The organism is Cobetia sp. 1AS1, from assembly GCF_029846435.1.
Classification (GTDB): domain Bacteria; phylum Pseudomonadota; class Gammaproteobacteria; order Pseudomonadales; family Halomonadaceae; genus Cobetia; species Cobetia amphilecti.
In genome coordinates this window covers 149,433-172,495 of the sequence record NZ_JARWKU010000005.1, presented here as the reverse complement: position 1 = coordinate 172,495, position 23,063 = coordinate 149,433, and the positions used below count along the sequence as shown (strand labels likewise).

The window sequence follows — 23,063 nt, the reverse complement described above, 5'->3', positions numbered from 1 at the left end:
AATGATCGTCTCGTATTGATCATCACGACGTTCGCCCAAAACACAAAGGCCGCCCCATGGGGCGGCCTTTGTGCGTTGCAGCGTCCTGAAGCTGCCAAGGCAGGCTCCGGCGCCTGACCATCACACCCGATAGACGCTGGCCGTCATCACCTTGGACATCAGGCGCATGGCGCTCTTCAGCGGCCCCGGGAAGCGATGACCACCGGCTTCCAGCGCCCACTGCTCATGATGGGCTTCGTCGATTTCCATCTGGCGCAACACGGCACGTGAGCGCTGATCGCCCTCGGGCAGCGTCTGCTGGTGCTTCGACAGGTGCTCGCCGACCAGTTCTTCGGTCGCGGCCACGAACCCGAGGCTGACCTTGTCGTTGATGGCACCCGCCGCCGCCCCGAGCGCGAAGCTCGTCATGTAGAACAGCGGGTTGAGCAGGCTGGTATTGGCATCCAGCTCGACGAGTCGTGCATCGCACCAGGCCAGGTGGTCGATCTCTTCCTGGGCGGCCAGCTCCATCTGCGTGCGCGTTTCGGGCAGACGCGCCGTGAAGCCCTGACCCTGATAGAGCGCCTGGGCACACACCTCGCCGGTGTGATTGATGCGCATCAGGCCAGCGGCGTGCTGACGCTCTTCGTCGCTGATCGCTTCGTCATGGATGTCGCCCGCCGGAGAGGGACGCGACGGCTGGGCGGCATGTGGCACCAGGGTACGCAATACGGTGTCGAACTGATGGATCAACTGATCGGCACGGCTGTGATGACGTTGCGCCGAAATGGCATCGGAATGCGGCATGGGAAGACTCCTGCACGGCGTGAGCAATGAGGCCATCTTACGCAAGCCAGCCCGCGACGGTAAGGGGCAGAGTGTCGCCGGGCGAGGCCTGACCGGCTACCTTGCGCCGTGGCTTCCCCAATGAAAAACCGGCAATGCCGTTTTCACGACATTGCCGGTATGCGCCTGTGTGCCGCGCGCTTGTTATCGCTAGCCGCTACCTGCCCGCGAACCGCCGGTACAGGCGCCTGCTCTATGCCGGCTCAGCCAGCCGGCCATGTGAAGCGGCGACCACCCATCAGGTGCATATGAATATGATAGACCGTCTGGCCGCCATCTTCATTGCAGTTCATCACCACGCGATAACCGCCCTCGGCAAAACCGTAGTCCTTCGCCAGTCTGGCGGCGGTGTACTGCAGGCGCCCTACCGTAGCCAGCTGATGCTCCTCGATATCGTTGAGCGTGGCGATGTGCTGCTTGGGGATGATCAACACATGGGTCGGCGCCTGCGGATTGATGTCATTGAAGGCCAGCACCTCATCATCCTCATAGACGATATCGGCGGGAATCTCGCGGTTGATGATCTTGCAGAACAGACAGTCCATGACACCTTCTCCCTTGAAGTGGGGCTGCCCACGGCAGCGTGGCCTGCCAGCGTAGCGCCAGCCGGGCAACAGGCCAAGGGCAGACGCAGGAAAACGCGGACCGGCTGGCGGACAGGGCAATGTCGCCTTTAGGGAAACAGACTGATTCACCGCTGCCAGTGGGCGAATGAGGAAAACAGTAGGATAATCATTGTTACCCCGCTAACAAGAAGCCGCCCGTCATGCCCGTGTTCACTCGCCAAGATTCCTCCCTGCGCAAGGCCAACCACGAACTGGAGGCCGGCCTTGGCGCTCACGGCGAGACACGACCGGCCACTGTCGGCGCCCCCGCCGATGATCGCACTGAGCCTACGCGCGCCGAGAAGGCGCGGGCGGCACTGCGTGCCGCGCCCAGGGTCACGCGTGTTGACGGCGAGCAGGCCCCGGGCGAGTTCCTGCAGCGTGCCAAGGGCTTTCTCAAGGCCGAGGTCTATATCACGCACCTCAATGGCCAGCCGGTGGTCTGCAAGGATTACCGCCGCTATGCCGGCACGCCGGCGGCATTGGTGGCACGTTGGCTGGTACGCCATGAGCTGAAGATGCTCGAGCTTCTGGGCGACTGGACACACGCCCCCCGCGCCGTGGCGCGCCTGTCACCGCTGTCGCTGGCGATGGAATACATCCCAGGGCCGTTGCTGAGTGACGCCGCCCTGAATGACGTGACGGACGCCCACCTCAGTCAGCAGCTGATTCTCGTCGTGCAGCAACTCCATCAGCGTCAGATGGCCCACAACGACATCCGTGGCTCCAACGTCGTGCTGCGCGATGGCGTGCCGGTCCTGATCGACTTCACCTCTGCCGTCCGCCTGCCGCGCCTGCCGGGCACAGCCACCCTCGCGCGCATGATGCGCCGCTTCGACCTGCGTCACTCGCTGAAGCTCAAGCAACGCACTCTCGGCCTGCCGCTGAGCACCCGCGAGGCGCGCCTGCTGATCCGCAGTGGCCGCCTGAATCGCACCCTGCGCGTCTGGAAGAAAGGCATCCTGCCACGCCTCAAGGGCCGCAAGCACTGAGCCAGTCCGAGCCCAGCCCCCTTCATGTCTCCCGCTAGCGAAACCGCCGCTGCGCCAGCAGGCCCTTGACCAGCGACGTGATGATCAGCTCGATGGCAGCGCCATCAGCGCGCCGCCAGCATGGGCCGACCAGGGCCAGGCCCAGGACTGGGGCAGGCATTCACATGGCGACATCAGTACTCATGAGTCCATCTTGAGCGCTTTGTTCAGGGCTACCTTGAAGCGCTCGAAATCCTCCACTTGTGGCAGGTGCCCCAGGCCCTCCAGCTCGAACAACTCGGAATCCGGGATCAAGGCTGCGGCGTGCTTACCCAACTTGTCATAGCGCCCCAGCTCCCGCTCCACGCCTTCCTTTTTCCAGTTGCGCCCAGGTGCGGTTCTGTCACGTGTACCAATGATCAATTTGACCGGGACAGTAAAGTCACCAAATTCAGTGATCACTGGCTGAGTGAAGATCATGTCGTAGGTCTTGGCATTGACCCATGCCATGGTGTCCTTGTCCGGCCCCTGTATCTGGCCGGTGATGAAGTCAGTGAGCGAGGAATATTCCGCGTTCCATTCGCCTGCATAATAGTTCTTCTGCTGATAGCGTTTGACACTTTCCGGGGTCTTGGCCAACTCGTTTCTGTAGAAGAAGTTGGTGTCCTTGTAGACCTCATACTCGAGGTAGTTCTCGAGCCCGATCGGATTTACCAGTATCAATTCCTGCGTCGTATCCGGGTACATCAACGCGAAACGACTCGCCAGCATGCCGCCCATGGAATGTCCCAGCACTATCGAATCCTTGATCTCGAGAGAGTCCATCAAGTCATGTGTGTGCTTCGCCAAGGCAGCGAACGAGTATTGATAATCCACCGGCTTGGAGGATTTCCCGAACCCGATCTGATCCGGAATCAGCACGCCATAACCCAGTGACTGCAGATACCTGGCCGTTGGCGTCCAGTAGTCAGCATTGAAGTTCTTGCCATGCATGAGCGTGACGACAGGCATGCCAGCGGATGGCTTCAGATAGATATAGGCCATTTTCAATGACTGGCGCTGCGAGTCGAACGCAAAATGATTCACGCTGAAGTCGTACTCATAGCTGCTCAACAGAGCGTCATACGAAAGAGACGACGTATCGACCGGCTTGTCGGCAAAGGCATTGCCTGCCATCAGCAGGAAACCGCAGAGACACAAGGCCTTTATCGGGGACATTCAATGATTCCTGTATCGAGAAAAGATGAAGCCTTCAGTGGTGTTTCGCATGTCCCATCACGGGAGAATATCGCCCTCGTCTCCCGCTCAGCGGAACCGCCGCTGTGCCAGCAGGCTCTTGACCAGCGGCGTGATGATCAGCTCGATGGCCAGTGCCATCAGCGCGCCGGGCACCACCAGCGTATGCGGACGCGACATGAACGAGCCCTGGATCATCGCGAGCAAGAACGGGAAGTCGACACTGCCGGGGTCGCGGAAGTGGATGACGACCATCGACTCGGCATCCGTCGGGATATCCTGCGGCTCGAAGGGGTTGGAGGTATCCACCGTCGGCACGCGCTGGAAATTGATGTGCGTGCGTGAGAACTGCGGCTGGATATAGCGCACGTAGTCATCCATGCGGCTCAGGATGGTGTCCACCACCGCTTCCTGGGAGTGCCCGCGCAGCTTGGTGTCGCGATCGATCTTCTGGATCCACTCCAGATTCATGGTCGGTGCCACCCCGATCAGCAGATCGACATGACGCGCGATGTCATGCTCCGGCGTCACCAGCCCGCCATGCAGCCCCTCGTAGAACAGCAGGTCCGTACAGTCCGGCAGCGACTGCCATTCGGTGAAGGTGCCGACCTTGTAGCCGGCCTCGATCATGCGCTTGTCTTCGGCATGGATGTAATGACGATGCGTGCCGGAGCCCTGCTCGCCATATTCGACGAACAGCGCTTCCAGACGATCCAGCTGGTTGGCCTCGACGGCGAAGTGAGACAGCTCGCGCTTGCGCTCCGGCGCCTCCTGAAACATGCGCACCAGCTCGTCACGGGTATAACGGTGAAAGGCATCCCCATCCACGTAGGCGGCATGAATCGCCTCACGCGAGAACATGCGCTCGAAGGTGCGCATGACGGTGGTGGTGCCCGCGCCGGAAGACCCCGTCACGGCGATGATCGGATATTCCCGCGACATCAGTTGGCTACCCGGGAAGACATGGCTGAGACGGCCTGCTCGATGGCGGCACTGGCGCGCGCGCTCGGTTCCGCCAGCCCCTGCTCGCCAGCGAACACCAGCCCGACGCGCAGCGTCGCCAGTACCGCGTCATCGCTGACACGCAGCAGGCGGTGATGGACACCAAGCCCCTTGCCGGACACGCTGTCGATGGCCGTTTCCACCATGAGGGCGTCGCCCAGCCGGCCCTCGCCCTGATACTGCACGGCGAGATCCGCGACGATGCTCATCAGCCCATCGATGTTCCACTCGGGGAAGCCCAACGCCTGCCAGGCCTGGCCCCGCGCCTCGTGCGCCAGGCTGACCACGCTGTCGTGGCCCAGGTGCTGGCCATAGTTGATGTCGCTGACCCGAATCGTCATCGGGTGGCGATGTACCAGGCGGGAAACCGGAAATTCAAGCCGGATACGGTCCATGCAGACTCCTTGTCGGCGAGACAGGAAAAGGGTTCAGGGCGGACAGCGACGCCATCTTTCGACGCCGGTCAGCCTCAAGAAGGAATATAGGATGACTAGGGTTATCGCATGCCCGACACCGACATGACCAGACCCCGACACGATGGTCGTAGGCGCTCAGGGCGTCGAGAGGCGCCCCAACGACAAGACCCGGCCTGGGGCCGGGTCTTGTCGTGAAGCAGGCATGTCGCGGGGTGGTGGCCCGTGCGACTCAGCGCTTTCAGTTATCGCCGCGCTCGCGAGCGATGGCACGCCAGGCGATGTCGCGACGCACCAGCATGTCCTGCCAGCTGATGGCATCGACGCCTTCATAGGCACGCTCGGTGGCCGCCGCGACGCTGTCGCCCAGTGCGGTGACGCACAGCACGCGACCACCGCTGGTGACGACCTGGCCGTCCTGCTCGGCGGTGCCGGCATGGAAGACCTTGCAGCCGGTCGCTTCGGCAGCGTCGAAGCCGCTGATGACATCGCCCTTGCGGTAGCTGGCCGGATAGCCGCCAGCTGCCAGCACCACGCCGACCGCCGCGCGGGAATCCCACTCGCAGGTCTGGGTGTCGAGACGCCCGTCTTCGGCGGCCAGACACAGCGCGACCAGATCGGACTTCAGACGCACCATGATCGGCTGGGTTTCCGGGTCACCGAAGCGGCAGTTGTACTCGATGATCTTCGGCGCGCCCTGGGCATCGATCATCAGGCCGGCATACAGGAAACCGGTGTAAGGATGGCCTTCGGCCGCCATGCCACGCACGGTGGGCAGGATGATCTCGTCCATCACGCGCTGGTGAACGTCAGCGGTCACCACCGGCGCCGGAGAGTAGGCCCCCATGCCGCCGGTGTTGGGGCCGGTATCGCCTTCGCCGACGCGCTTGTGATCCTGACTGGTGGCCATCGGCAGCACGTTCTCGCCGTCGACCATCACGATGAAGCTGGCTTCCTCGCCGTCGAGGAATTCCTCGATCACCACACGTGCGCCGGCATCGCCGAAGGCGTTGTCCTCGAGCATGTCACGCACCGCGGCGCGGGCTTCCTCGTCGCTCATCGCGACCACGACGCCCTTGCCCGCCGCCAGGCCATCGGCCTTGATGACGATGGGCGCCGGATGGGCCGCCAGGTACTCAAGCGCCGCATCGACCTCCGCGAAGGTCGCGTAGTCGCCGGTCGGGATGGCATGACGCGCCAGGAAGTCCTTGGTGAAGGCCTTGGAGCCTTCGAGCTGGGCGGCGCCGGCCGTCGGGCCGAAGCACTTGAGTCCCGCCTCGCGGAAGCGATCGACCACGCCGATCACCAGCGGCGCTTCCGGGCCGACGATGGTCAGCTCGATGGCGTTGTCACGCGCGAAGGCGACCAGCGCATCGAGATCGTCAGCGGCAATCGCCAGATTGGTCAGCTTGGACTCGCGCGCCGTACCCGCATTGCCGGGCGCCACGAAGACCTCCTCGACACGGGATGACTGGGCGGCCTTCCAGGCCAGCGCATGTTCGCGGCCACCGCCGCCGATGATCAGGACCTTCATCTTTTCAACCTTCATGAGCCAGTGAGGATCAGGGCTACCCGCATGGCGCGAGCTACCGAGGAAATATCAGGCTGCGCATTATGGCAGAAAGGCGCCCTGCTCGGGGCGCCCCTTTTCACATCACGATGAATTTATGTGAAAGCTGGATCTGACACGGCGTCACACTCAGCGTCGCTCATCGTCCGGCGGCGTGTCCGACTCATCAGGCGCCGCATCCGCATCACTCGGCTGTGAGCGTGAGGCATTCTTGCCAGCGCCCATGCCAGCGCCCATGGCCTGTTGCCAGAAGCGCAGGTTCTCTTCGGCGACCTCGCGCATCATTTCCATCGGCGAGTGACGCATGGCCTGGGACCACTGCTCCTGCATGCGCTGCTGTTGCTCCATCATCAGACGCGTGCCCTGCTCCAGATAACCGGCCAGCGGCAGCGGCTTGGCCATCGCGTAGATGCGGATGAACTGCTCCAGCAGCTCGTTGGAGAAGACCTCGGCCTCGCCCTCGCCCTGCTCCTGCTCGATGATGATGGTCAGCAGGATGGTGCGCGTGAGGTCCTCACCGCTCTTGGCGTCCTCGACCTTGAAGACTTCTTCCGCCAGCACCAGGCTGCGCAGGTCTTCCAGGGTCACGTAGCGGCTCTGCTCGGTGTCGTATAGGCGCCGATTGGCATATTTGCGGATCACTCGCACGTGTCAGGCTCCTGTCGATTTTTCTTCATTGTGCACTCAAGGGGGGGGACTGCAAGAAAAGGCGTCTCCACGCGTCAGCCATTGACGCCATGCCAACGCTGTCCCCGTCGGGTCAGCATGCACGACATGCTAGAATAACGCCCGCTTCCCACTGTCTGTAAGCAATGCATCCTGCCCTCCACTGCCCCGGTATTGCCATGAATCTGATTTTGCTCGGCGCTGACGACCTGACCGCTCAGGACCACGCACGTGTCACGGACCCACGCCGCCTGCGCCATCTGCGTGAGGTGCATCGTGCCAGCGTCGGCGACGAGATGACGCTAGGGGTGGAGGGTGGCCTGATCGGCCGTGGCCGCCTGGAGCGACTGGACGCGGACAGCGCCGAATTCAGCCTGACGCTGGACCGTCAGCCGCCGGCGCCACTCGACGTGCATCTGCTGCTGGCGCTGCCGCGCCCGCGCATGCTGGCACGCTCGCTGGAACACGTCACGGCATTGGGCGTGAAGCACATCACCCTGCTGCATACGCGACGGGTCGAGAAGAGTTATTGGCAGTCGCCGGAGCTCAAGGAAGACAAGATTCGCCAGCATCTGGTGCTGGGACTGGAGCAGGCGCGTGACACCATCATGCCGACGGTGACCCACGAGAAACTGTTCAAGCCCTTCGTGGAAGACCGCCTGCCGGCACTGATGACGCCAGCATCTGGCACGCCTCCGCGTGGCATCATCGCCCATCCGGGCATGCCGAATGAATGCCCACGCGCCGTCCGCGAGCCGGTGATGCTGGCCATCGGCCCGGAAGGCGGCTTCGTGGACTATGAGGTCGAGAAATTCATGGCGGCAGGCTTTGAAGGGGTGCATCTGGGCGAGCGCATCCTGCGCGTCGAGACGGCCGTCACGGCGCTATTGGCACGCCTGGGCTGAAGAGCGGCAGGTCATACAAGTAGCAGGTCATACAAGCAGGTCATAAATGAGGTGCCGCCAGGGCCTGGATCTTCCTAGACGACTGGCGTGATATCGACACCGTCCGATCACACATCGAAGCCCGCCAGATGCCGCCATTCGCCCCAGTGGATGGCGGCGTCGTAATCGAGCAGGCAACGCTCGAACCAGCGCGCGCCCAACCGCCAATCGCCGCCGCCCTCCAGCCAGGCACCGGCCAGATACTTGCGCTCGGACCACGGCAACCAGCCTTCACGTACCAGCACCTGCATGGCCTTGTCGGCCCGGGCATCGCCGGTTCGCCCTTCGCTCCAGCGCGCAAAGGCGGCGTCATTTGCGGCGTCTTCCCGCAACGCAGCGCCATACCAGGCCGCGCGAACCTCCTCATCCTTGTCACGCAGCATGCGCTGCCAGCACTCGCGCTGCAGCACGATGGCCAGCAGCTGCTGATTGATCGCCTCATCACCCGCCTCGCGGCGACGGGCATCCAGCACCTGCAGAATGCGGCGCGGACTGATGCAACCCAGCGCCAGCCATGCTGCCAGTGGCCATGCATCCGCCGGACGCGCCATCAGCTGCATATCGTCCAGCGTCTTCCCCGCCTCCCGCTGGGGTGCCAGCCCCGTCGGCACACCAGCGCCTTCGCCATCGACAGAGTGCGATCGCTGGTAGGACGCCCCTTCGATCGAGTCGTCATCGCCCTTGCCGGCATCTCCCTTCGCCCAGGCCTTGCCCCACAGCAAGGTCGACAGGTATGCGCGGGCTGGCTCCTCGCCACCCTGCAGCTCCGCAAGCCTGGTAGTCGCCGGCTGCCAGGCTTGCGCTGAGCCACAGATGGCATCCAGCGGCGGAAAGCCACGCGAGGCAGAATCGGGCCACGGCGGCAGGGAATAGGGCAGCCCCTGCAAGGGTGACTGCGCCTCGCACAGCGCGCGCCACTGCTCATCGTTCAGCCCTGTCGGCAAAGCCTCGCGCTGAGACAGAGCCTCGCGTTGAGAGAGAGCCTCGCGCTGAGGGCGGGCCTGCAAGGTGCCGGGCGTCGGCGTCAACACAGCACAAGGCGGCAGCATCAGGTCGGCCACGCCAGAGTCATCGCCACCACTGGCCCGCAGCACCTGCGAGGCAAGCGCGGCGCAGGTCGCCAGGGCGTCATGATCGCCTGTGTCAGCAGAGGGAGTGTCACGCAGAGTGAGATCACTGGAGGGAGTCGCACGCTCGTCTGCGACACTGGACGCTGCATGCGCCACACGCAGGCGCGGCGTCTCTTCGCGGGGGAGACTGCCCGGCAGCAGGCGATCAAGCAGCGGGCCATCCAGCAGCTGGCTGTCGAAGGCGATCTGGTCAGAGGGATGGCAGTGGAGCCGAGTCGAGGCCGGCAGGCGCCGTGAGAGCTGCTGCAGGGCGCGGCTGTCTTCCGGCGCGGCGGCGAGACTGACCTCCAGACACTGGACATCATGCCGGGCGACCTGCGTCAGCACTTCCTCGACGGGGTCCCCGACGCGCACCAGCAGGTCACTGCCGCGGCGCAGCAGCATGCCACGCAGATTCATCAGGCTCTGCCACAGCAGGCGCAGACGCGCTGGTCCCAGGCGCGGCAAGCCGTCGCTCGGCGTCAGCCAGCGACGGTCGAAGACATACATCACCAGCATCTGATGCGGGCGACGTGACAGGGGCAGCGCGAACAGCGGGTTGTCTTCCAGCCGCAGGTCGTGACGCAACCACACCAGAGAGGTTTCCGGTGCGTTGCCCGAATTCATGCTGGCGACCTCGTGCATGATGACTCCGTGGAACGTATGGCGTGCAATATTTGTACAAGAAAATCGACATCTTGTACAACACTTCACACGGTACATGTCGCGTTCCGGCGGGTCGGGCATGCGCTGGCGAGGGGTGCAAGTGCGTGATACATTCGAGAGGTTAGGTCACGTTCCATCAATGTTTTCAACAAGATCGCGCAAGTGTCTCCACTCGAACACACACTTGTCATCCAGGGGCTTCAGGAGGAATACGGCCATGCTCGCAAGACATGACATGACCGCACCAACCCGGCATATTCGCCGTCTGCCCGTTGCGGGCAGCCGGGGACGCGCTGCGGACCTCATCCCATCCTGGATGCTGGCACCCCGTGCCGTGCGACTCCCCTTCCTGACGGATCCGCCCCTTGCGACGGTGACGTCATGCCCGGAGCGATTGACGCGCTGAACCCGCGCCAGATCCTCCGTGCAGCCTGAGCCAGCCACTGCCAACCCTTGCTGCCGCGTGACGCATGTCGTGTCTCGCATGGCCCCATGAGAACGTCTTCCTGACAGAGTCTCGTGTGTCCGGCACTTCATCGCGGCAACCTGCAGTGCGCTCGCCTATTCTGTCGGCACCCAGTGGCCGAAACTCCGCCTCCCGATCTCGAAGCTGGCAGTCCGGCCCTGAGCCTGTGTCTGCGCTGCCCACGAATGACGGACTACGTACTACAACAACGACTGGAGCGAGTCTTCCATGACCCTGCTGTTGATCGTGCTATTGCCGTTACTCGGTGCCCTGGTGCCCTTGATGGCCAGAAATCTGCCCCGTGCACGCCTTGCCTGGCTGACCGCGGTGGCACCTGCCCTAGCACTCGGTATCGCCGTCTTCCACCTTGGGGACGTCTTCTCGGGCATGGTGCCCCAGTTCCATCTGCCCTGGATCGCGGAGCTGGGACTCAACCTGTCGCTGCGCTTCGATGGTCTGTCGGGGCTGTTCGTGCTGCTGATTCTCGGCATTGGCCTGCTGATCATTCTCTATTCCCGCTATTACCTGTCGGGCGAGGATTCGCTGGCACGCCTCTACAGCTTCCTGATGCTGTTCATGACCGCGATGCTCGGCATCGTGATGGCAGACAACCTGCTGCTGATGTGGGTGTTCTGGGAGCTGACCAGCCTGAGCTCCTTCCTGCTGATCGGTTACTGGTACCAGCTGAGCGAGGCGCGCAAGGGCGCCCGCATGGCTCTGACCGTCACCGGCGCCGGGGGGCTGGCACTGCTGGCCGGTATCCTGGTCATCGGGCATATCGTCGGCAGCTACCAGTTCGATGACGTGCTGGCCGCGGCGGACCAGATCCGCTCCCACGAGCTCTATCCGGTCGCGCTGGTGCTGGTGCTGCTGGGCGCCTTCACCAAGTCGGCCCAGTTCCCGTTCCAGTTCTGGCTGCCCCATGCGATGTCGGCGCCGACGCCGGTGTCCGCCTTCCTGCACTCCGCCACCATGGTCAAGGCCGGTGTCTTCCTGCTGGCGCGCATGCACCCGGTGCTCGCGGGGACAGACCTGTGGTTCTACATCGTCAGCCTGACCGGCCTGGCCACCCTGCTGTATGGCGCCTGGTTCGCGCTGATGAAGCAGGACCTCAAGGGTGTGCTGGCCTTCTCGACCATCAGTCACCTGGGCCTGATCACGCTGCTGTTCGGCTTCAACAGCCAGATGGCCGCCGTCGCGGGCCTGCTGCACATCATCAATCACGCCACCTTCAAGGCCTCGCTGTTCATGGCCGCCGGCATCGTCGATCACGAGTGCGGCACGCGTGACATCCGCAAGCTCAACGGGCTGTATCGCTACATGCCGCATACCACGGTGCTGGCGATGGTCGCCTCGGCCTCGATGGCCGGTGTGCCGCTGCTCAACGGCTTCCTGTCCAAGGAGATGTTCTTCGCCGAGAGCCTCGATGCCCAGCTGCTGGGCGGCCTGTCGTGGCTGATTCCGGCGCTGGCGACCCTCGGTGGCATCCTGTCGGTGGCCTACTCGCTGCGCTTCATCCACGACGTCTTCTTCAATGGCGAGCCGAAGGATCTGCCCAAGACTCCGCATGAGCCGCCGCGCTACATGAAGCTGCCCATCGAGGTGCTGGTGCTGATCTGTCTGCTGGTCGGCATCCTGCCGTCGCTGGTGATCAAGGACCTGCTGATCAGTGCCTCCGCCAGCGTGCTGGCCGGACCGGTACCGGACTTCAGCCTCGCCATCTGGCACGGCTTCAATCTGCCGCTGCTGATGAGCGGTATCGCGCTGGCGGGCGGCGTCGCCGTCTATGCCCTGCGCCACCATCTCTATTCCTTCCAGCGCCAGTTCCGCGCGCGCAACGCCCTGCTGGTGTTCGAGGCCAACGTGCAACGCCTCGTCAAGCTTTCCGAACGCAGCATGGACAGCTTCGAGAATGGCTCGCTGCAGCGCTACATGCTGTGGCTGCTGCTGACCGCGCTGCTGTTCGTCGGCATCGGGCTGCTGGCCGTGCCGCAACTGGGTGGGGAGCTTGAGCAACAGCCCTTCGATGGCATGCTGCTGACCGGCGCCGTGATCACCGGTCTGGCCGGCCTCGGTACCGCGATCACCCACCGCAAGCGTCTGATCTCGCTGCTGATGCTGTCCGTGGTCGGCCTGATGACCTCGCTGGCCTTCGCGCGCTTCGCCGCACCGGACCTGGCACTGACCCAGCTGGCGGTCGAGGTGGTGACGATGATCCTGCTGATGCTGGCGCTGTTCTTCCTGCCCCAGCGCACGCCCAAGGAATCCAGCGCACGCCGCATCATGCGCGACGTGCTGCTGGCCAGTGCCTTCGGCGTGGTGGTGGCGAGCCTCAACTTCGCCATCCTGACCCGCCCGGTGGAGTCGATCTCCGACTTCTTCATGGCCAATGCGGTCTCCGGTGGCGGTGGCCATAACGTGGTCAACGTGATTCTGGTCGACTTCCGTGGCTTCGATACGCTGGGTGAGATCACCGTTCTCGGTATCGCGGGTCTGGCGATCTTCAAGCTGCTCAACCGTCTACGCCTGTTCATGCCGTCCAGTGATCTGGATGGACGTGGCTGGTCGCCGGATCGCCATCCGATGATCCTGGCCACCGTTTCCCAGACATTGCTGCCGCTGGCTCTGCTGGTCTCGGTCTACATCTTCCTGCGGGGCCACAATGCGCCGGGCGGCGGCTTCATCGCCGGCCTGGTGACGGCGGTCGCCATCATCCTGCTCTACATCGCGCGTGGCGTGGACTGGACGCAGCGCTGGCTGCGCTTCCCCTATCAGCCCGTCGCGGCGGCCGGGGTGTTGATCGCAGGCCTGACCGGCGCCGGCAGCTGGGTGTTCGGCTATCCGTTCCTGACATCCTCCTTCGGCCACTTCACCCTGCCCGTCATCGGGGAAATCGAGCTGGCCACCGCGCTGCTGTTCGACCTCGGCGTCTACCTGACCGTGGTCGGCGCGACCCTGATGATTCTCGCCAATCTGGGCAAGCTGACGACTCCGCATCGCCCGACCAAGGAGAAGATGTGATGGAAGCCCTCTACGCCACTACCACCGGCCTGCTGGCCGCCTGCGGTGTCTACCTCACCCTGCGCGGCCGCACCTTCCCCGTCGTGGTCGGCCTGACGCTGCTGTCCTACGCCGTCAACCTGTTCCTGTTCTCCATGGGTGGCCTGGCGATGCACGGCAATCCAGCCGTGGTCGGTGCCGGCTCACCAGCAGCTGACCCGCTGCCTCAGGCGCTGGTGCTGACCGCCATCGTGATCGGCTTCGCCATGACGGCCTTCGTGGTCATTCTGGCGATGCGCGCGCGCGGCGACCTGGGCAGTGACCACGTCAACGGCAATCGCCTGGATGATTCGAAAGAGAAAGAGGACACCAAGTGATGATGCAACACCTGATTGTCCTTCCGATTGTCCTGCCGCTGCTGGTGGGGGCGGGCCTGCTGCTGAGTCGCGCCACCTCACCGACCCTGCGCCGCACGGTCAGCCTGGTGGCCCAGGCATTGATGGTGGCCATCGCCATCGCGCTGGTGGTGCAGGCCGGTGATGGCACCATCCGCTACTACGCGCTGGGCGACTGGCAGCCGCCGTTCGGGATCGTGCTGGTGCTGGACCGCCTGTCGGCGACCATGGTGCTGCTCAGCTCGCTGCTGGGCTTGCTGGCCTGTCTGTACGCCACGGCGGGCATCGATGAGACCGGCTCCAACTTCCATGGTCTGTTCCTGCTGCAGCTGATGGGCATCAACGGCGCCTTCCTGACCGGCGACCTGTTCAACCTGTTCGTGTTCTTCGAGGTGCTGTTGATCGCCTCCTACGCCCTGCTGCTGCATGGCGGCAGCAAGGCACGCACGCTGTCGGCGCTGCACTATGTGGTGCTGAACCTGATGGGCTCGGCGTTCTTCCTGATCGCGCTGGGTATCCTGTATGGCGTGACCGGCACCCTGAACATGGCCGACATGGCGGTCATCGTCACTACGCTGGACCCGGGCCGGGCCGGCCTGATGGAAGCCGGCGGCCTGCTGTTGCTGGTGGTGTTCGGCCTCAAGGCGGCGATGCTGCCGCTGTACTTCTGGCTGCCACGCGCCTATGCCGCGGCCTCGGCACCGGTGGCGGCGCTGTTCGCGATCATGACCAAGGTCGGCATCTATTCCATCCTGCGCGTCTACTCGCTGATCTTCACCGACAACGCCGGCGCACTGGCGGACCTCGGTCGTGACTGGCTGTGGTGGGCGGGACTCGCCACCCTGGTGGTGGCGATGCTGGGCGTGCTCTCGGCGCGTGATCTGCGCACCCTGGTGGCCTATCTGGTGATGGTGTCGGTGGGCACGCTGCTGACGGCGCTGGGCATGAACACGATCGAGGCAGACAGCGCGCTGCTGTTCTACCTGATCCACTCGACGCTGGTCACCGGCGGGCTCTTCCTGCTGGTCGACGTGGTCGCCGGTCAACGCGGCAAGGCCGGCGCACGCATCGTGCGCTCGCGCCCGCTGCTGCAGGCAGGCCTGCTGGGCGGCCTCTTCCTGATCGGCACCGCCGCTGCCGCCGGGCTGCCACCGTTCTCGGGCGCCATCGGCAAGGCGCTGATTCTCGCCTCGGCGACGCCGGAGCAGCAGATCTGGCTGTGGCCGCTGCTGCTGCTGGCCGGTCTGTGCTCGCTGGTCGCCTGCTCGCGCGCCGGTTCCAGCGTGTTCTGGCGCACCAGCAAGGCCGAGCCCAGCGGCGAGCGCATCGGCGTAGCCCGTGGCATCGCCACTGGCGGGCTGATCTCGGCCGCGCTGATGCTGGTCATCTTCGCGGGGCCGCTGGCGAACTGGACCAAGGCCACCGCCGAGCAGCTGTCCAACCCGGCCCCCTATCTTGAATCCTTGCTCGGCAAGGACGCGGCACCGGAAACCGCACCGCCGCTGAAGGGAGATGTCTCATGATCAAGCCTCGTTCCCGTCTCTTGCCCACGCCGATGTTGTCGGTGCTGCTGCTGATCGTCTGGCTGATGCTGCAGAACAGCGTCGCGCCCGGTCAGATCCTGCTCGGGGCAGTGCTGGCCATCGCGATTCCCATCCTGACCTACCGCTTCTGGGAGCCGCAGCCCGACCTCCAGAAGCCCTGGCGACTGATCAGCTACTTCCTGCGCGTGATCATGGACATCATCATCGCCAACCTGCAGGTGTCCTACCTGATCCTCAATCCGCGCGCCAAGTTCCGCCCGGCCTTCGTGCGCTATCCGCTGGAGCTTGAGGAGAAGTTCCCGATCACCCTGCTGTCGAGCACCATCACGCTGACGCCGGGCACGGTCTCGGCCTATCTGACGCTGGATGGTCGCCATCTGATCATCCACGCGCTGGATGTCGAGGATGAGCAGGAATTGATCGACGAGATCCGCCAGCGCTACGAGCGTCCGCTCAAGGAGATCTTCGAATGCTAGACATCGCCCTGTGGATCAGCATCGCGCTGTTCGCCGCCTCGCTGGTGCTCAACGTCTTCCGGCTCGCCATCGGGCCGGACCTGCCGGACCGCATTCTGGCGGTGGACACCATGTACGTGAACTCCATCGCCCTGATCGTGCTGTTCGGCATCCAGCTCAACAGCAAGTCCTACTTCGAGGCGGCGCTGTTGATCGCCATGCTCGGTTTCGTCAGCACCGTGGCAGTCTGCAAGTACCTGCTGCGCGGCGACATCATCGAATGACCTGAGCGGAGACTCCCCATGCCCACCTGGTTCTATCCTGTCCTCGAAGGCGTGATCGCCTTCTTCCTGGTTGCCGGCGGCCTGTTTGCCTTCATCGGCTCTCTGGGACTGACGCACCTCAAGGACTTCTACATGCGCCTGCACGGCCCCAGCAAGACCACCACGCTGGGGGTCGGCTGCGTGCTGATGGCGTCGATGATCTACTTCCGCGCCACCACCGGCCATTTCAGCTTCCAGGAAATGCTGGTGTCCATCTTCCTGTTCATCACCGCCCCCGTGACCGCTCACCTGCTGTCAAAGGCGGCGCTGCACCAGAAGCTGGTGGCGGACAGCCGCACACGCAACGTGCCGGAGCGACTCGAAGTCGCCGAGGAGCCGGACGAGGTCAACGCCGAGGCCAGCGAATCCCGCCTGCCGTGATCGGCTCTCGGCTCTCACCGGACAGGCCCTCATCAAGCGGGGCCAAGCCACGAGGGCGGATTCACGAGCGCTGATTCGCAGGAGCGGATTCACGAACAGCAGGCCAGCAACATGAAAACGCCCCACCAGTGATGACTGGTGGGGCGTTTTCATTTCTCGGGCAATGGCAGTATGACGGGCCTGCTCGTTACCAGCCCTGAGTATGCTGGCGACACAGCGCCTCGAGCAGATCGATATGGTCACTGCGATCATTGAGCGCCGGAACGTAGCGGAAGTCGCCACCACCCGATTCGGTGAAGTAGCCGCGGTTCTCTTCCTCCAGCTCTTCCAGCGTCTCGAGACAGTCAGCCGCGAAGGCCGGCGAGATGACATCGACGCTTTCCAGCCCTTCACCGCCCCACGCCTTCAGCGTTTCATCGGTGTACGGCTTGAGCCACTCGGCCTTGCCGAAGCGTGACTGATAGGTCATCGCCCACTCATCGTCACCAAGCCCCAGCGCCTCGGCCAGCAACTGGCTGGTGCGCTCGCATTGCGTCGGGTAGGGGTCGCCTGCCGTCGCATAGCGCTTGGGAATGCCGTGATAGCTCATCAGCAGGCGCTTGCCGCGCCGGCCTTCCTTCTCCCAGTGCTCACGCACGCTTGTGGCCAGCGCCGCGATGTAATCCGGGTGGTCATGATAGTCGCGCACGAAACGCAGCTCCGGCAGGTGCGGGCACGGCTTGAGTGCACGCGCCAGGCGATCGAAGACCGCGGCGGTGGTCGTGCGCGAAAACTGCGGATAGAGCGGCAGGATCAGCATGCGGTCGGCACCGCGGCTGGCGAGCTTGCGCCCCACCTCTTCCATGGTCGGCTTGCCGTAGGTCATCGCCAGTTCGACAGGAATGTCCTCGCCCAGCGACTCGGCCAGGCGTGCTTCCAGCGCGGCGCGCTGACGCTTGCCGATCGCCATCAGCGGCGAGCCGTCTTCCGTCCATACCGAGGCGTAGGCCTCGGCCACCTTCTTGGGACGCGTCGTCAACACCAGGCCATGCAGAATCGGCAGCCAGAGCAGACGCGGCAGGTCGATCACGCGCACATCACCGAGAAACTCCGCGAGGTAACGGCGCACCGCCTTGGGGGTCGGGGCATCGGGGGTGCCGAGATTGACCAGCATGACGCCAAAACGCGGGGTACTCATGGATGATGGACTCCTGACTAGGGGCAAGAAGAGAGGTGAAGCGGCAGCGCAGCCACTTTCACCGCAGCGCAGCCAACTTCACCGATAGCGCAGCCATATTACCAGCTCGCCCTGTGCGTGAGGGATGAAGTTATACTATCATCACGATTTGTATAGCTTTAAGACAATTATTGTCACAACCGCTCCGGAGTCCTCGTGCCCGATACCACTCCCGCTACTCTGCGCCTGGCGACGCGTCATGACTTCGCGCGGCCACTGGTGCTGATTCTCGGCGACCAGCTCAGCCATGAGCTGGCAAGCCTCAAGCAGGCACCCGCCGACAGCGTGATCGCCTTCTGCGAGGTCGAGGAGGAAGGCCGCTACGTGCCGCACCACCCGCACAAGATCGCGATGATGCTGGCCGCGATGCGCCATCACGCCCAGGAACTCAGGGAGTGTGGCTGGCAGGTACATGAAAGCCGACTGAAGGACCCGGACAACCTCCAGCGTCTGGCCAGCGAGGCAGAGCGTCTGGCCGCCCTGTATCAGTGTGATGGCGTGCTGGTGACCCGCCCCGGCGAGTGGCGGCTGCTGGACGACTTTCTGGCGCGGCGCGAGGCCGGCAGCGTGCGCTGGGAAGTCCTCGAGGACACACGCTTCTTCACCACGCCGGCAGCCTTCGCCGGCTGGGCCGAGGGCCGCAAGCAACTGCGCATGGAGTACTTCTATCGCGAGCAACGCCGTGACACGGACCTGCTGATGGAAGGCAGCGAACCCGCCGGCGGCAAGTTCAACCACGACCACGACAACCGCGAACCGATTCCAGACGACTTCCACGCCCCACCGCCGCCGGTGCATGCCCATCACGAAGATGCGACGACCCGCGAGGTACTGGCGCTGGTCGCGGCGCGCTTCGGGGAGCAGGCCAGTGACAAGGAACGCCACTTCGGCAGCCTCGAGAACTTCAACTGGGCCGTCACCCGCGCCCAAGCCCGCTCTGACCTCGCGCATTTTCTCGATCACTGCCTGGCGGACTTCGGCCGCTATCAGGATGCCATCGAGGACAGCGACCCCTTCCTGTTCCATTCACGCCTGTCTGCCGCGCTCAATATCGGCCTCTTGAGCCCACAGGAGGTCTGCAGCGCCGTGGACGCCGCCTGGCGGCGCGGCGAGGTGCCGATCAATTCGGCGGAGGGATTCATTCGTCAGATACTCGGCTGGCGCGAATATGTGCGCGGCATCTACTGGACGCGCATGCCCGGCTACAAGCGCGAGAACCGGCTGGAAGCCAGCCGCAACCTGCCGGAATTCTACTGGACGGGGGACAGCGGCATGCGCTGTCTGGATCAGGCCATCGCCAGCACCCGCGAGCATGCCTACGCCCACCATATTCGTCGCCTGATGGTCACGGGCAACTTCGCGCTGCTGTGTGGCGTGAAGCCCGAGGCACTATGCGACTGGTATCTGGCGGTCTATGTGGACGCCTGTGAGTGGGTCGAGCTGCCCAATACGCTGGGCATGGTACTGCATGCCGATGGCGGCCTGATGGGCTCCAAGCCTTACTGTGCCTCGGGCAAGTACATCGACCGCATGTCCAATCACTGCGACAGGTGCCAGTACTCGCCGAAGAAGGTCACCGGCCCGCATGCCTGCCCCTTCAACAGCCTCTACTGGCACTTCATCGAGCGCCATCGCGAGGCGTTGTCACGCAATCCGCGCATGTCACTGGTCTACGGCAGCTGGCGACGCATGAAGGACGACAAGCGCGCAGCCCTGCTGCAACAGGCCGACGCCTTCCTGGCTCGCCTCGACAGCGCCGCGGACTATGGCAGTGATGCCCATCGCGCCGGTTACTACGCCGCACCCTCCAGTCTCACGACCGACAAGGAATCCTCATGAGTCGCATCTGGCAAGCCAGCGCACCGGTCACGCTCTACCACGATGGCAAGTGCCCCCTGTGCCAGCGCGAGGTCGCCTGGCTGGCCAGGCATCCCGGGCGGGAGCGGGTCAGAACGGTGGACATCCGTGCATCAGATTTCTCGCCTCAGGCGCTGGGCTTGAGTTTCGAGACCATGATGGGACGCCTGCATGTGCAGGACGCACGCGGGGAGTGGTATGTCGGCATGGATGCCAGCCGAGCACTCTATGCGGTACTCGGCTATCGGCGCCTGGTGCGCCTGTCGCTGCTGCCGGGCCTGCGCCCGCTGATGGACATGAGTTACCGCTTCTTCGCCCGCCATCGCGAGCGCATTGGCCGCTGGGTGCCTCAAAAGCACACCTGAGCCAGGAGGCACGGGCTCAGAAGCTCAACGGGATACGTGAGCTCAAGGGCTGGTGGTACTGCGGCGGGCGGCCGATCATCTCGTCATTGGCGACCTGCGAGACCAGCCACGCCCGTGACATCCCGCCCCGCTTGAGCTCGCTGTAGACATCCTCCAGCGAGCGGAACAGCATCGGCTTGCCGCGCTTCATCAGCAGCTCACTGCGCTCCTCCTCTTCCTCGCCGGCGGCTTCCAGCACCAGCTGGACCTGATAGAAACGACTGGCGGCATGACTGATCACGCGTGCCTCCAGTGCAGGGTATTCGGCCATCAAGGATTGCAGATTGCTGGTAAAGATGGCGGACGGCGTGAAGATGCTGGCGGTTCTGGACATGTAAAGACTCCTGCGCATCCAGGGGACTGCGCATGGTAAGGCCGTAAGACGACGACGTGGTACAAGGATAGCCCGTGAAAACAGGGGCTGGGCGACTCAGTCATCCCAGCAGCCCGACACTTCAGGATGAACTTCAAGGCTTCACGCCAGACTGATGGCCAGCGATGACATTCATGGGGCAGGCGGATGACGATTGAGTGACTCGCAGGCGAAGATCACTGCACTGGTGAGGCACACGCCTCGATGACCCGCCCGGAGTCCCGCGCCTTGGCCTCGCTCTTGAGCTCGCTCCAGCGCGCGGCGATCCGGGTCGTCTCGCACCCGGCAAGGCCATGCAGCGCTACCAGTGACAGTCGCGTCAGCGGGAAGAAGCGCGTGGTGCCGAAGCGGTCGTGGCCCTGAAAGCCTCCCGCTGCCAGCACATCGGCCGGATACAGGCTGGCTACCGCATGCTGGAATGCCGACTGCAGGCCGGCCAGGCGTTGCTCAAGCGCTGTCAGGCGCAGTGCCCGGTGAGATTCGGTCATGCACAGCGTCATCACGAAATCATCGCCGCCGACATGGCCGAGAAAGTCACCCTCCTGCAGCGCATCGCGCAATACCGTCGCCAGCGCCAGCAGCATGCGGTCGCCCTGCGCGTGGCCGAAACGGTCATTGAAGGGCTTGAAGTTGTCGAGATCCAGATAGATCGCGGCCCACTCGGCACAGCGCGCGTTGCGGTCCTCTCGCAAGTCCTCTCGCAAGTCCTCTCGCAAGTCCTCGCCCAAGCCCGCGCCCGCGCCAGCCACGCACTCGAGCAACTGACGCTCGATCGGCCCGTTGCCCGGCAGGCGCGTCAGTGGGTTGGCCTCCTCGGCGCTCGCCACCTGCAGCTCCGTGATGATGCGCAGCAGATCCAGGGTGCGCCCCAGCCCCTGATAGCGCCCGCCCCGCGTGATGATGAAGTCCTCATCGCGATCGCTGCCTTCGCGGCCGGTCACCTTGGCTGAAACGCGCTCCAGCGTCTCATCTGCCTCGACGCGCAGCGGGCTGCTCTGCATGACCTCATGGATCATACGACGCGCATGCAGCTCCGGCCCGAAGCGCTGGCTCAGCAGCCCCAGCAGGCGATGGCGGATGATCAGGCCCACCGGTCGTTGTTGCTCGTCCACCACGGCCAGCGACATCACCTCCTGCTCGGCATGCAGACGCTGGGCGACCTCATTGACGGTGACATCCTGCTGCACTGGCGTCACGGCGCGCGCCAGGCTGCCGATACTGCGGCCAGGCGGCGGGCGCTGCTGCAGCCTGCGACTCAGATGGCGCAGATGCCGGTCGAGCGCAGCGCGCTGGCCGAGTGGGTCGGCCACGGCTGGCGCGAACAACCAGCCTTGCAGGTAGTCGGCCCCCAGCTGGCGCACGCATTCCATTTCCGCCTCATGCTCGATGCCCTCGGCGATCACCTGACTGCCACTGCCGTGAGCGATATCGATGATCGAGCGCACGAAGCGCCGCTTGAGCGGGTCGGCATGGATACCACTGATGAAGTGGCGGTCGATCTTGACGAAGTCCGGCTGCACCGACGACCACAGCTTGAGGCTGGCATAGCCCTCTCCGAGATCATCCAGCGCGATGGCGAAGCCCATCGATTGATAATGGCTGACGGCTTCCCGCATCAGCGCCGAATCCAGCCCCGGCGTCTGCTCGGTCAGCTCGATCACCACCTGATGCGGACGCAGGCCGAAGCGCCGCAGCAGGCGACGCGTCAGGCCGGGCGAGTGGGCGCCATCCAGCAACACGTCGGGAGACACGTTGATGAACAGCCGCTCCGTCAGGCCCAGCGTCGACCACTGCTCGAGCGCACGCTCGCGACACAGGCTGTCGAGCTCCACCAGGCGGCCGTGTTCGCGCGCCGCCGAGAACATCGTCAACGGTGAGGCCAGTGGCCTTGCGGCACTCCCGCGCGCCAGCGCCTCATAGGCGAAGACCTCACGGCCGTTGGATGACACGATGGGCTGGAAATGCATGCTCACCTGGCGCAGACGCAGCAACGCCTCCAGTGCATGACGGGATTCGACGACAGGCTGGCCATGAGCGGCTTGCAGGGACGGGGATGGGAGCATGTCAGAATCTGAACATGCTGATATGACAGGGGGATGACAAAGGTGCCACGCGGCGCATCAGGCGCCTCATCCGGCAGAGGGGATGCCAGACGTCAGATCGACTAAGTCGATGTGTCGACTATCTCGACGTACCGCCTATCTCGATCAAAACAGGATCACGCCATGCCGGCCTGGCAGCCGGCATGGCGTGGTCCTCAAGCGCCAAGGTGACGCTTACAGCGAGTTGGGGTCGATGGCCTTGCCGAGGGAGTTGCGGTCGATCCACTTGCCCGCCTTGGTCTCCTTGTAGCGGAAGACGACCATATCACCGGCCACCACCGGCACTTCGCTGTCTTCGGTCTGGTAGCTGTAGCTCTCACCTTCCACGACCAGCGTGAAGCGGTAGAGGTCCGGCATGCCCAGCCATTCCTTGAAGGGCCCTTCACGCTCCAGGCTCTCCAGCGTGCCGCGGCCCTGCAGCTTGGGGGTACGTGCGCGTCCGCGCCCAAATCCACCTGCCATGCTATCTCCTCCCCGTCAGTGCGGGTCTTGCGAGGCAACGGCGATGCCGCCGCCCGGGTACATGATTGACGCGCGTAC

Annotated in this window: 23 protein-coding genes; 10 read left to right on the top strand and 13 right to left on the bottom strand. The window is 64.1% G+C overall.

All coding sequences use genetic code 11. The features are described 5' to 3' along the window. Positions 1–120: 120 nt before the first annotated feature. A complete protein-coding gene (gene coq7, locus QD280_RS10815; protein WP_043334772.1) occupies positions 121–768 on the bottom strand; it encodes a 2-polyprenyl-3-methyl-6-methoxy-1,4-benzoquinone monooxygenase in 648 nt (215 codons plus the stop codon). A gap of 260 nt (positions 769–1,028) precedes the next feature. Next, entirely contained in the window at positions 1,029–1,370 is a 342-nt protein-coding gene (locus QD280_RS10810) for a histidine triad nucleotide-binding protein (protein ID WP_043334727.1), read from the bottom strand. A gap of 221 nt (positions 1,371–1,591) precedes the next feature. Between QD280_RS10810 and QD280_RS10805 the strand changes: the two genes are divergently transcribed. Next, on the top strand, positions 1,592–2,422 hold the full coding sequence (locus QD280_RS10805) for a hypothetical protein (protein ID WP_279839212.1): 831 nt from the start codon (positions 1,592–1,594) through the stop codon (positions 2,420–2,422). 34 nt (positions 2,423–2,456) lie between these two features. Here QD280_RS10805 and QD280_RS10800 read toward each other — a convergent pair whose 3' ends face one another. The 6 genes from QD280_RS10800 to phaR form a co-directional block, all read right to left on the bottom strand. Beyond that, a complete protein-coding gene (locus tag QD280_RS10800; RefSeq protein WP_264158082.1) occupies positions 2,457–2,582 on the bottom strand; it encodes a hypothetical protein in 126 nt (41 codons plus the stop codon). Positions 2,583–2,602: 20 nt separating this feature from the next. Beyond that, positions 2,603–3,619 carry an alpha/beta hydrolase gene (locus QD280_RS10795; protein WP_279839211.1) on the bottom strand — a complete coding sequence of 339 codons (1,017 nt, stop codon included), beginning with the start codon at positions 3,617–3,619 and terminating at the stop codon, positions 2,603–2,605. Positions 3,620–3,706: 87 nt separating this feature from the next. Further along, entirely contained in the window at positions 3,707–4,579 is an 873-nt protein-coding gene (locus QD280_RS10790; protein WP_043334728.1) for a phosphoribulokinase, read from the bottom strand. Then, the gene (locus tag QD280_RS10785; RefSeq protein ID WP_192838638.1) at positions 4,579–5,034 is read right to left on the bottom strand and encodes an acyl-CoA thioesterase; all 456 of its coding nucleotides are present in this window, start codon (positions 5,032–5,034) and stop codon (positions 4,579–4,581) included. The genes QD280_RS10790 and QD280_RS10785 overlap by 1 nt, the downstream gene beginning before the upstream one ends. 259 nt (positions 5,035–5,293) lie before the next feature. Next, a complete protein-coding gene (purD, locus tag QD280_RS10780; RefSeq protein WP_279835261.1) occupies positions 5,294–6,586 on the bottom strand; it encodes a phosphoribosylamine--glycine ligase in 1,293 nt (430 codons plus the stop codon). A gap of 165 nt (positions 6,587–6,751) precedes the next feature. Next, positions 6,752–7,270, bottom strand: a complete 519-nt coding sequence (gene phaR, locus QD280_RS10775; RefSeq protein WP_043334733.1) for a polyhydroxyalkanoate synthesis repressor PhaR — start codon at positions 7,268–7,270, stop codon at positions 6,752–6,754. 197 nt (positions 7,271–7,467) lie between these two features. Here phaR and QD280_RS10770 point away from each other — a divergent pair, with 197 nt between their 5' ends. Continuing rightward, positions 7,468–8,193: a 16S rRNA (uracil(1498)-N(3))-methyltransferase gene (locus QD280_RS10770; protein ID WP_279839210.1), complete on the top strand. Its 726-nt coding sequence runs from the start codon at positions 7,468–7,470 to the stop codon at positions 8,191–8,193. 107 nt (positions 8,194–8,300) lie between these two features. On the opposite strand, the gene QD280_RS10765 is transcribed toward QD280_RS10770, so the two are convergent. Continuing rightward, complete coding sequence (locus tag QD280_RS10765; protein ID WP_279839207.1) at positions 8,301–9,986, bottom strand: deoxyribodipyrimidine photo-lyase; 1,686 nt, start codon at positions 9,984–9,986, stop codon at positions 8,301–8,303. A 715-nt stretch (positions 9,987–10,701) separates the two neighbouring features. Here QD280_RS10765 and QD280_RS10760 point away from each other — a divergent pair. From QD280_RS10760 to QD280_RS10735, 6 genes are read left to right on the top strand one after another with little or no spacing between them, the layout of a single operon-like run. Continuing rightward, positions 10,702–13,494, top strand: a complete 2,793-nt coding sequence (locus QD280_RS10760; protein WP_279839206.1) for a monovalent cation/H+ antiporter subunit A — start codon at positions 10,702–10,704, stop codon at positions 13,492–13,494. Continuing rightward, positions 13,494–13,850 (top strand): Na+/H+ antiporter subunit C, encoded by a 357-nt coding sequence (locus QD280_RS10755; protein ID WP_043334740.1) that lies wholly within the window; start codon positions 13,494–13,496, stop codon positions 13,848–13,850. Before QD280_RS10760 ends, QD280_RS10755 begins: the two co-directional genes overlap by 1 nt. Then, a complete protein-coding gene (locus QD280_RS10750; RefSeq protein ID WP_279839205.1) occupies positions 13,850–15,391 on the top strand; it encodes a monovalent cation/H+ antiporter subunit D in 1,542 nt (513 codons plus the stop codon). The genes QD280_RS10755 and QD280_RS10750 overlap by 1 nt, the downstream gene beginning before the upstream one ends. Beyond that, positions 15,388–15,888: a Na+/H+ antiporter subunit E gene (locus QD280_RS10745; protein WP_043334742.1), complete on the top strand. Its 501-nt coding sequence runs from the start codon at positions 15,388–15,390 to the stop codon at positions 15,886–15,888. Before QD280_RS10750 ends, QD280_RS10745 begins: the two co-directional genes overlap by 4 nt. Next, complete coding sequence (locus QD280_RS10740; protein WP_043334744.1) at positions 15,882–16,151, top strand: K+/H+ antiporter subunit F; 270 nt, start codon at positions 15,882–15,884, stop codon at positions 16,149–16,151. Before QD280_RS10745 ends, QD280_RS10740 begins: the two co-directional genes overlap by 7 nt. Positions 16,152–16,169: 18 nt before the next feature. Further along, the gene (locus tag QD280_RS10735) at positions 16,170–16,571 is read left to right on the top strand and encodes a Na+/H+ antiporter subunit G (protein ID WP_054555276.1); all 402 of its coding nucleotides are present in this window, start codon (positions 16,170–16,172) and stop codon (positions 16,569–16,571) included. 187 nt (positions 16,572–16,758) lie between these two features. On the opposite strand, the gene hemH is transcribed toward QD280_RS10735, so the two are convergent. After that, complete coding sequence (gene hemH, locus QD280_RS10730; RefSeq protein ID WP_279839204.1) at positions 16,759–17,748, bottom strand: ferrochelatase; 990 nt, start codon at positions 17,746–17,748, stop codon at positions 16,759–16,761. Positions 17,749–17,943: 195 nt separating this feature from the next. Between hemH and QD280_RS10725 the strand changes: the two genes are divergently transcribed. Together QD280_RS10725 and QD280_RS10720 are read left to right on the top strand one after the other, a co-directional pair. Continuing rightward, the gene (locus tag QD280_RS10725; protein ID WP_279839202.1) at positions 17,944–19,626 is read left to right on the top strand and encodes a cryptochrome/photolyase family protein; all 1,683 of its coding nucleotides are present in this window, start codon (positions 17,944–17,946) and stop codon (positions 19,624–19,626) included. Next, complete coding sequence (locus tag QD280_RS10720; protein ID WP_279839200.1) at positions 19,623–20,009, top strand: DUF393 domain-containing protein; 387 nt, start codon at positions 19,623–19,625, stop codon at positions 20,007–20,009. The genes QD280_RS10725 and QD280_RS10720 overlap by 4 nt, the downstream gene beginning before the upstream one ends. Before the next feature lie 16 nt (positions 20,010–20,025). On the opposite strand, the gene QD280_RS10715 is transcribed toward QD280_RS10720, so the two are convergent. The 3 genes from QD280_RS10715 to QD280_RS10705 all read right to left on the bottom strand — a co-directional run bounded on the left by QD280_RS10715 (position 20,026) and on the right by QD280_RS10705 (position 22,985). Beyond that, on the bottom strand, positions 20,026–20,382 hold the full coding sequence (locus tag QD280_RS10715) for a DUF6482 family protein (protein WP_225347494.1): 357 nt from the start codon (positions 20,380–20,382) through the stop codon (positions 20,026–20,028). 215 nt (positions 20,383–20,597) lie between these two features. Next, complete coding sequence (locus QD280_RS10710; protein ID WP_279839199.1) at positions 20,598–22,484, bottom strand: EAL and GGDEF domain-containing protein; 1,887 nt, start codon at positions 22,482–22,484, stop codon at positions 20,598–20,600. A 213-nt stretch (positions 22,485–22,697) separates the two neighbouring features. Then, on the bottom strand, positions 22,698–22,985 hold the full coding sequence (locus tag QD280_RS10705) for a hypothetical protein (RefSeq protein WP_043334752.1): 288 nt from the start codon (positions 22,983–22,985) through the stop codon (positions 22,698–22,700). Positions 22,986–23,063: the final 78 nt, after the last annotated feature.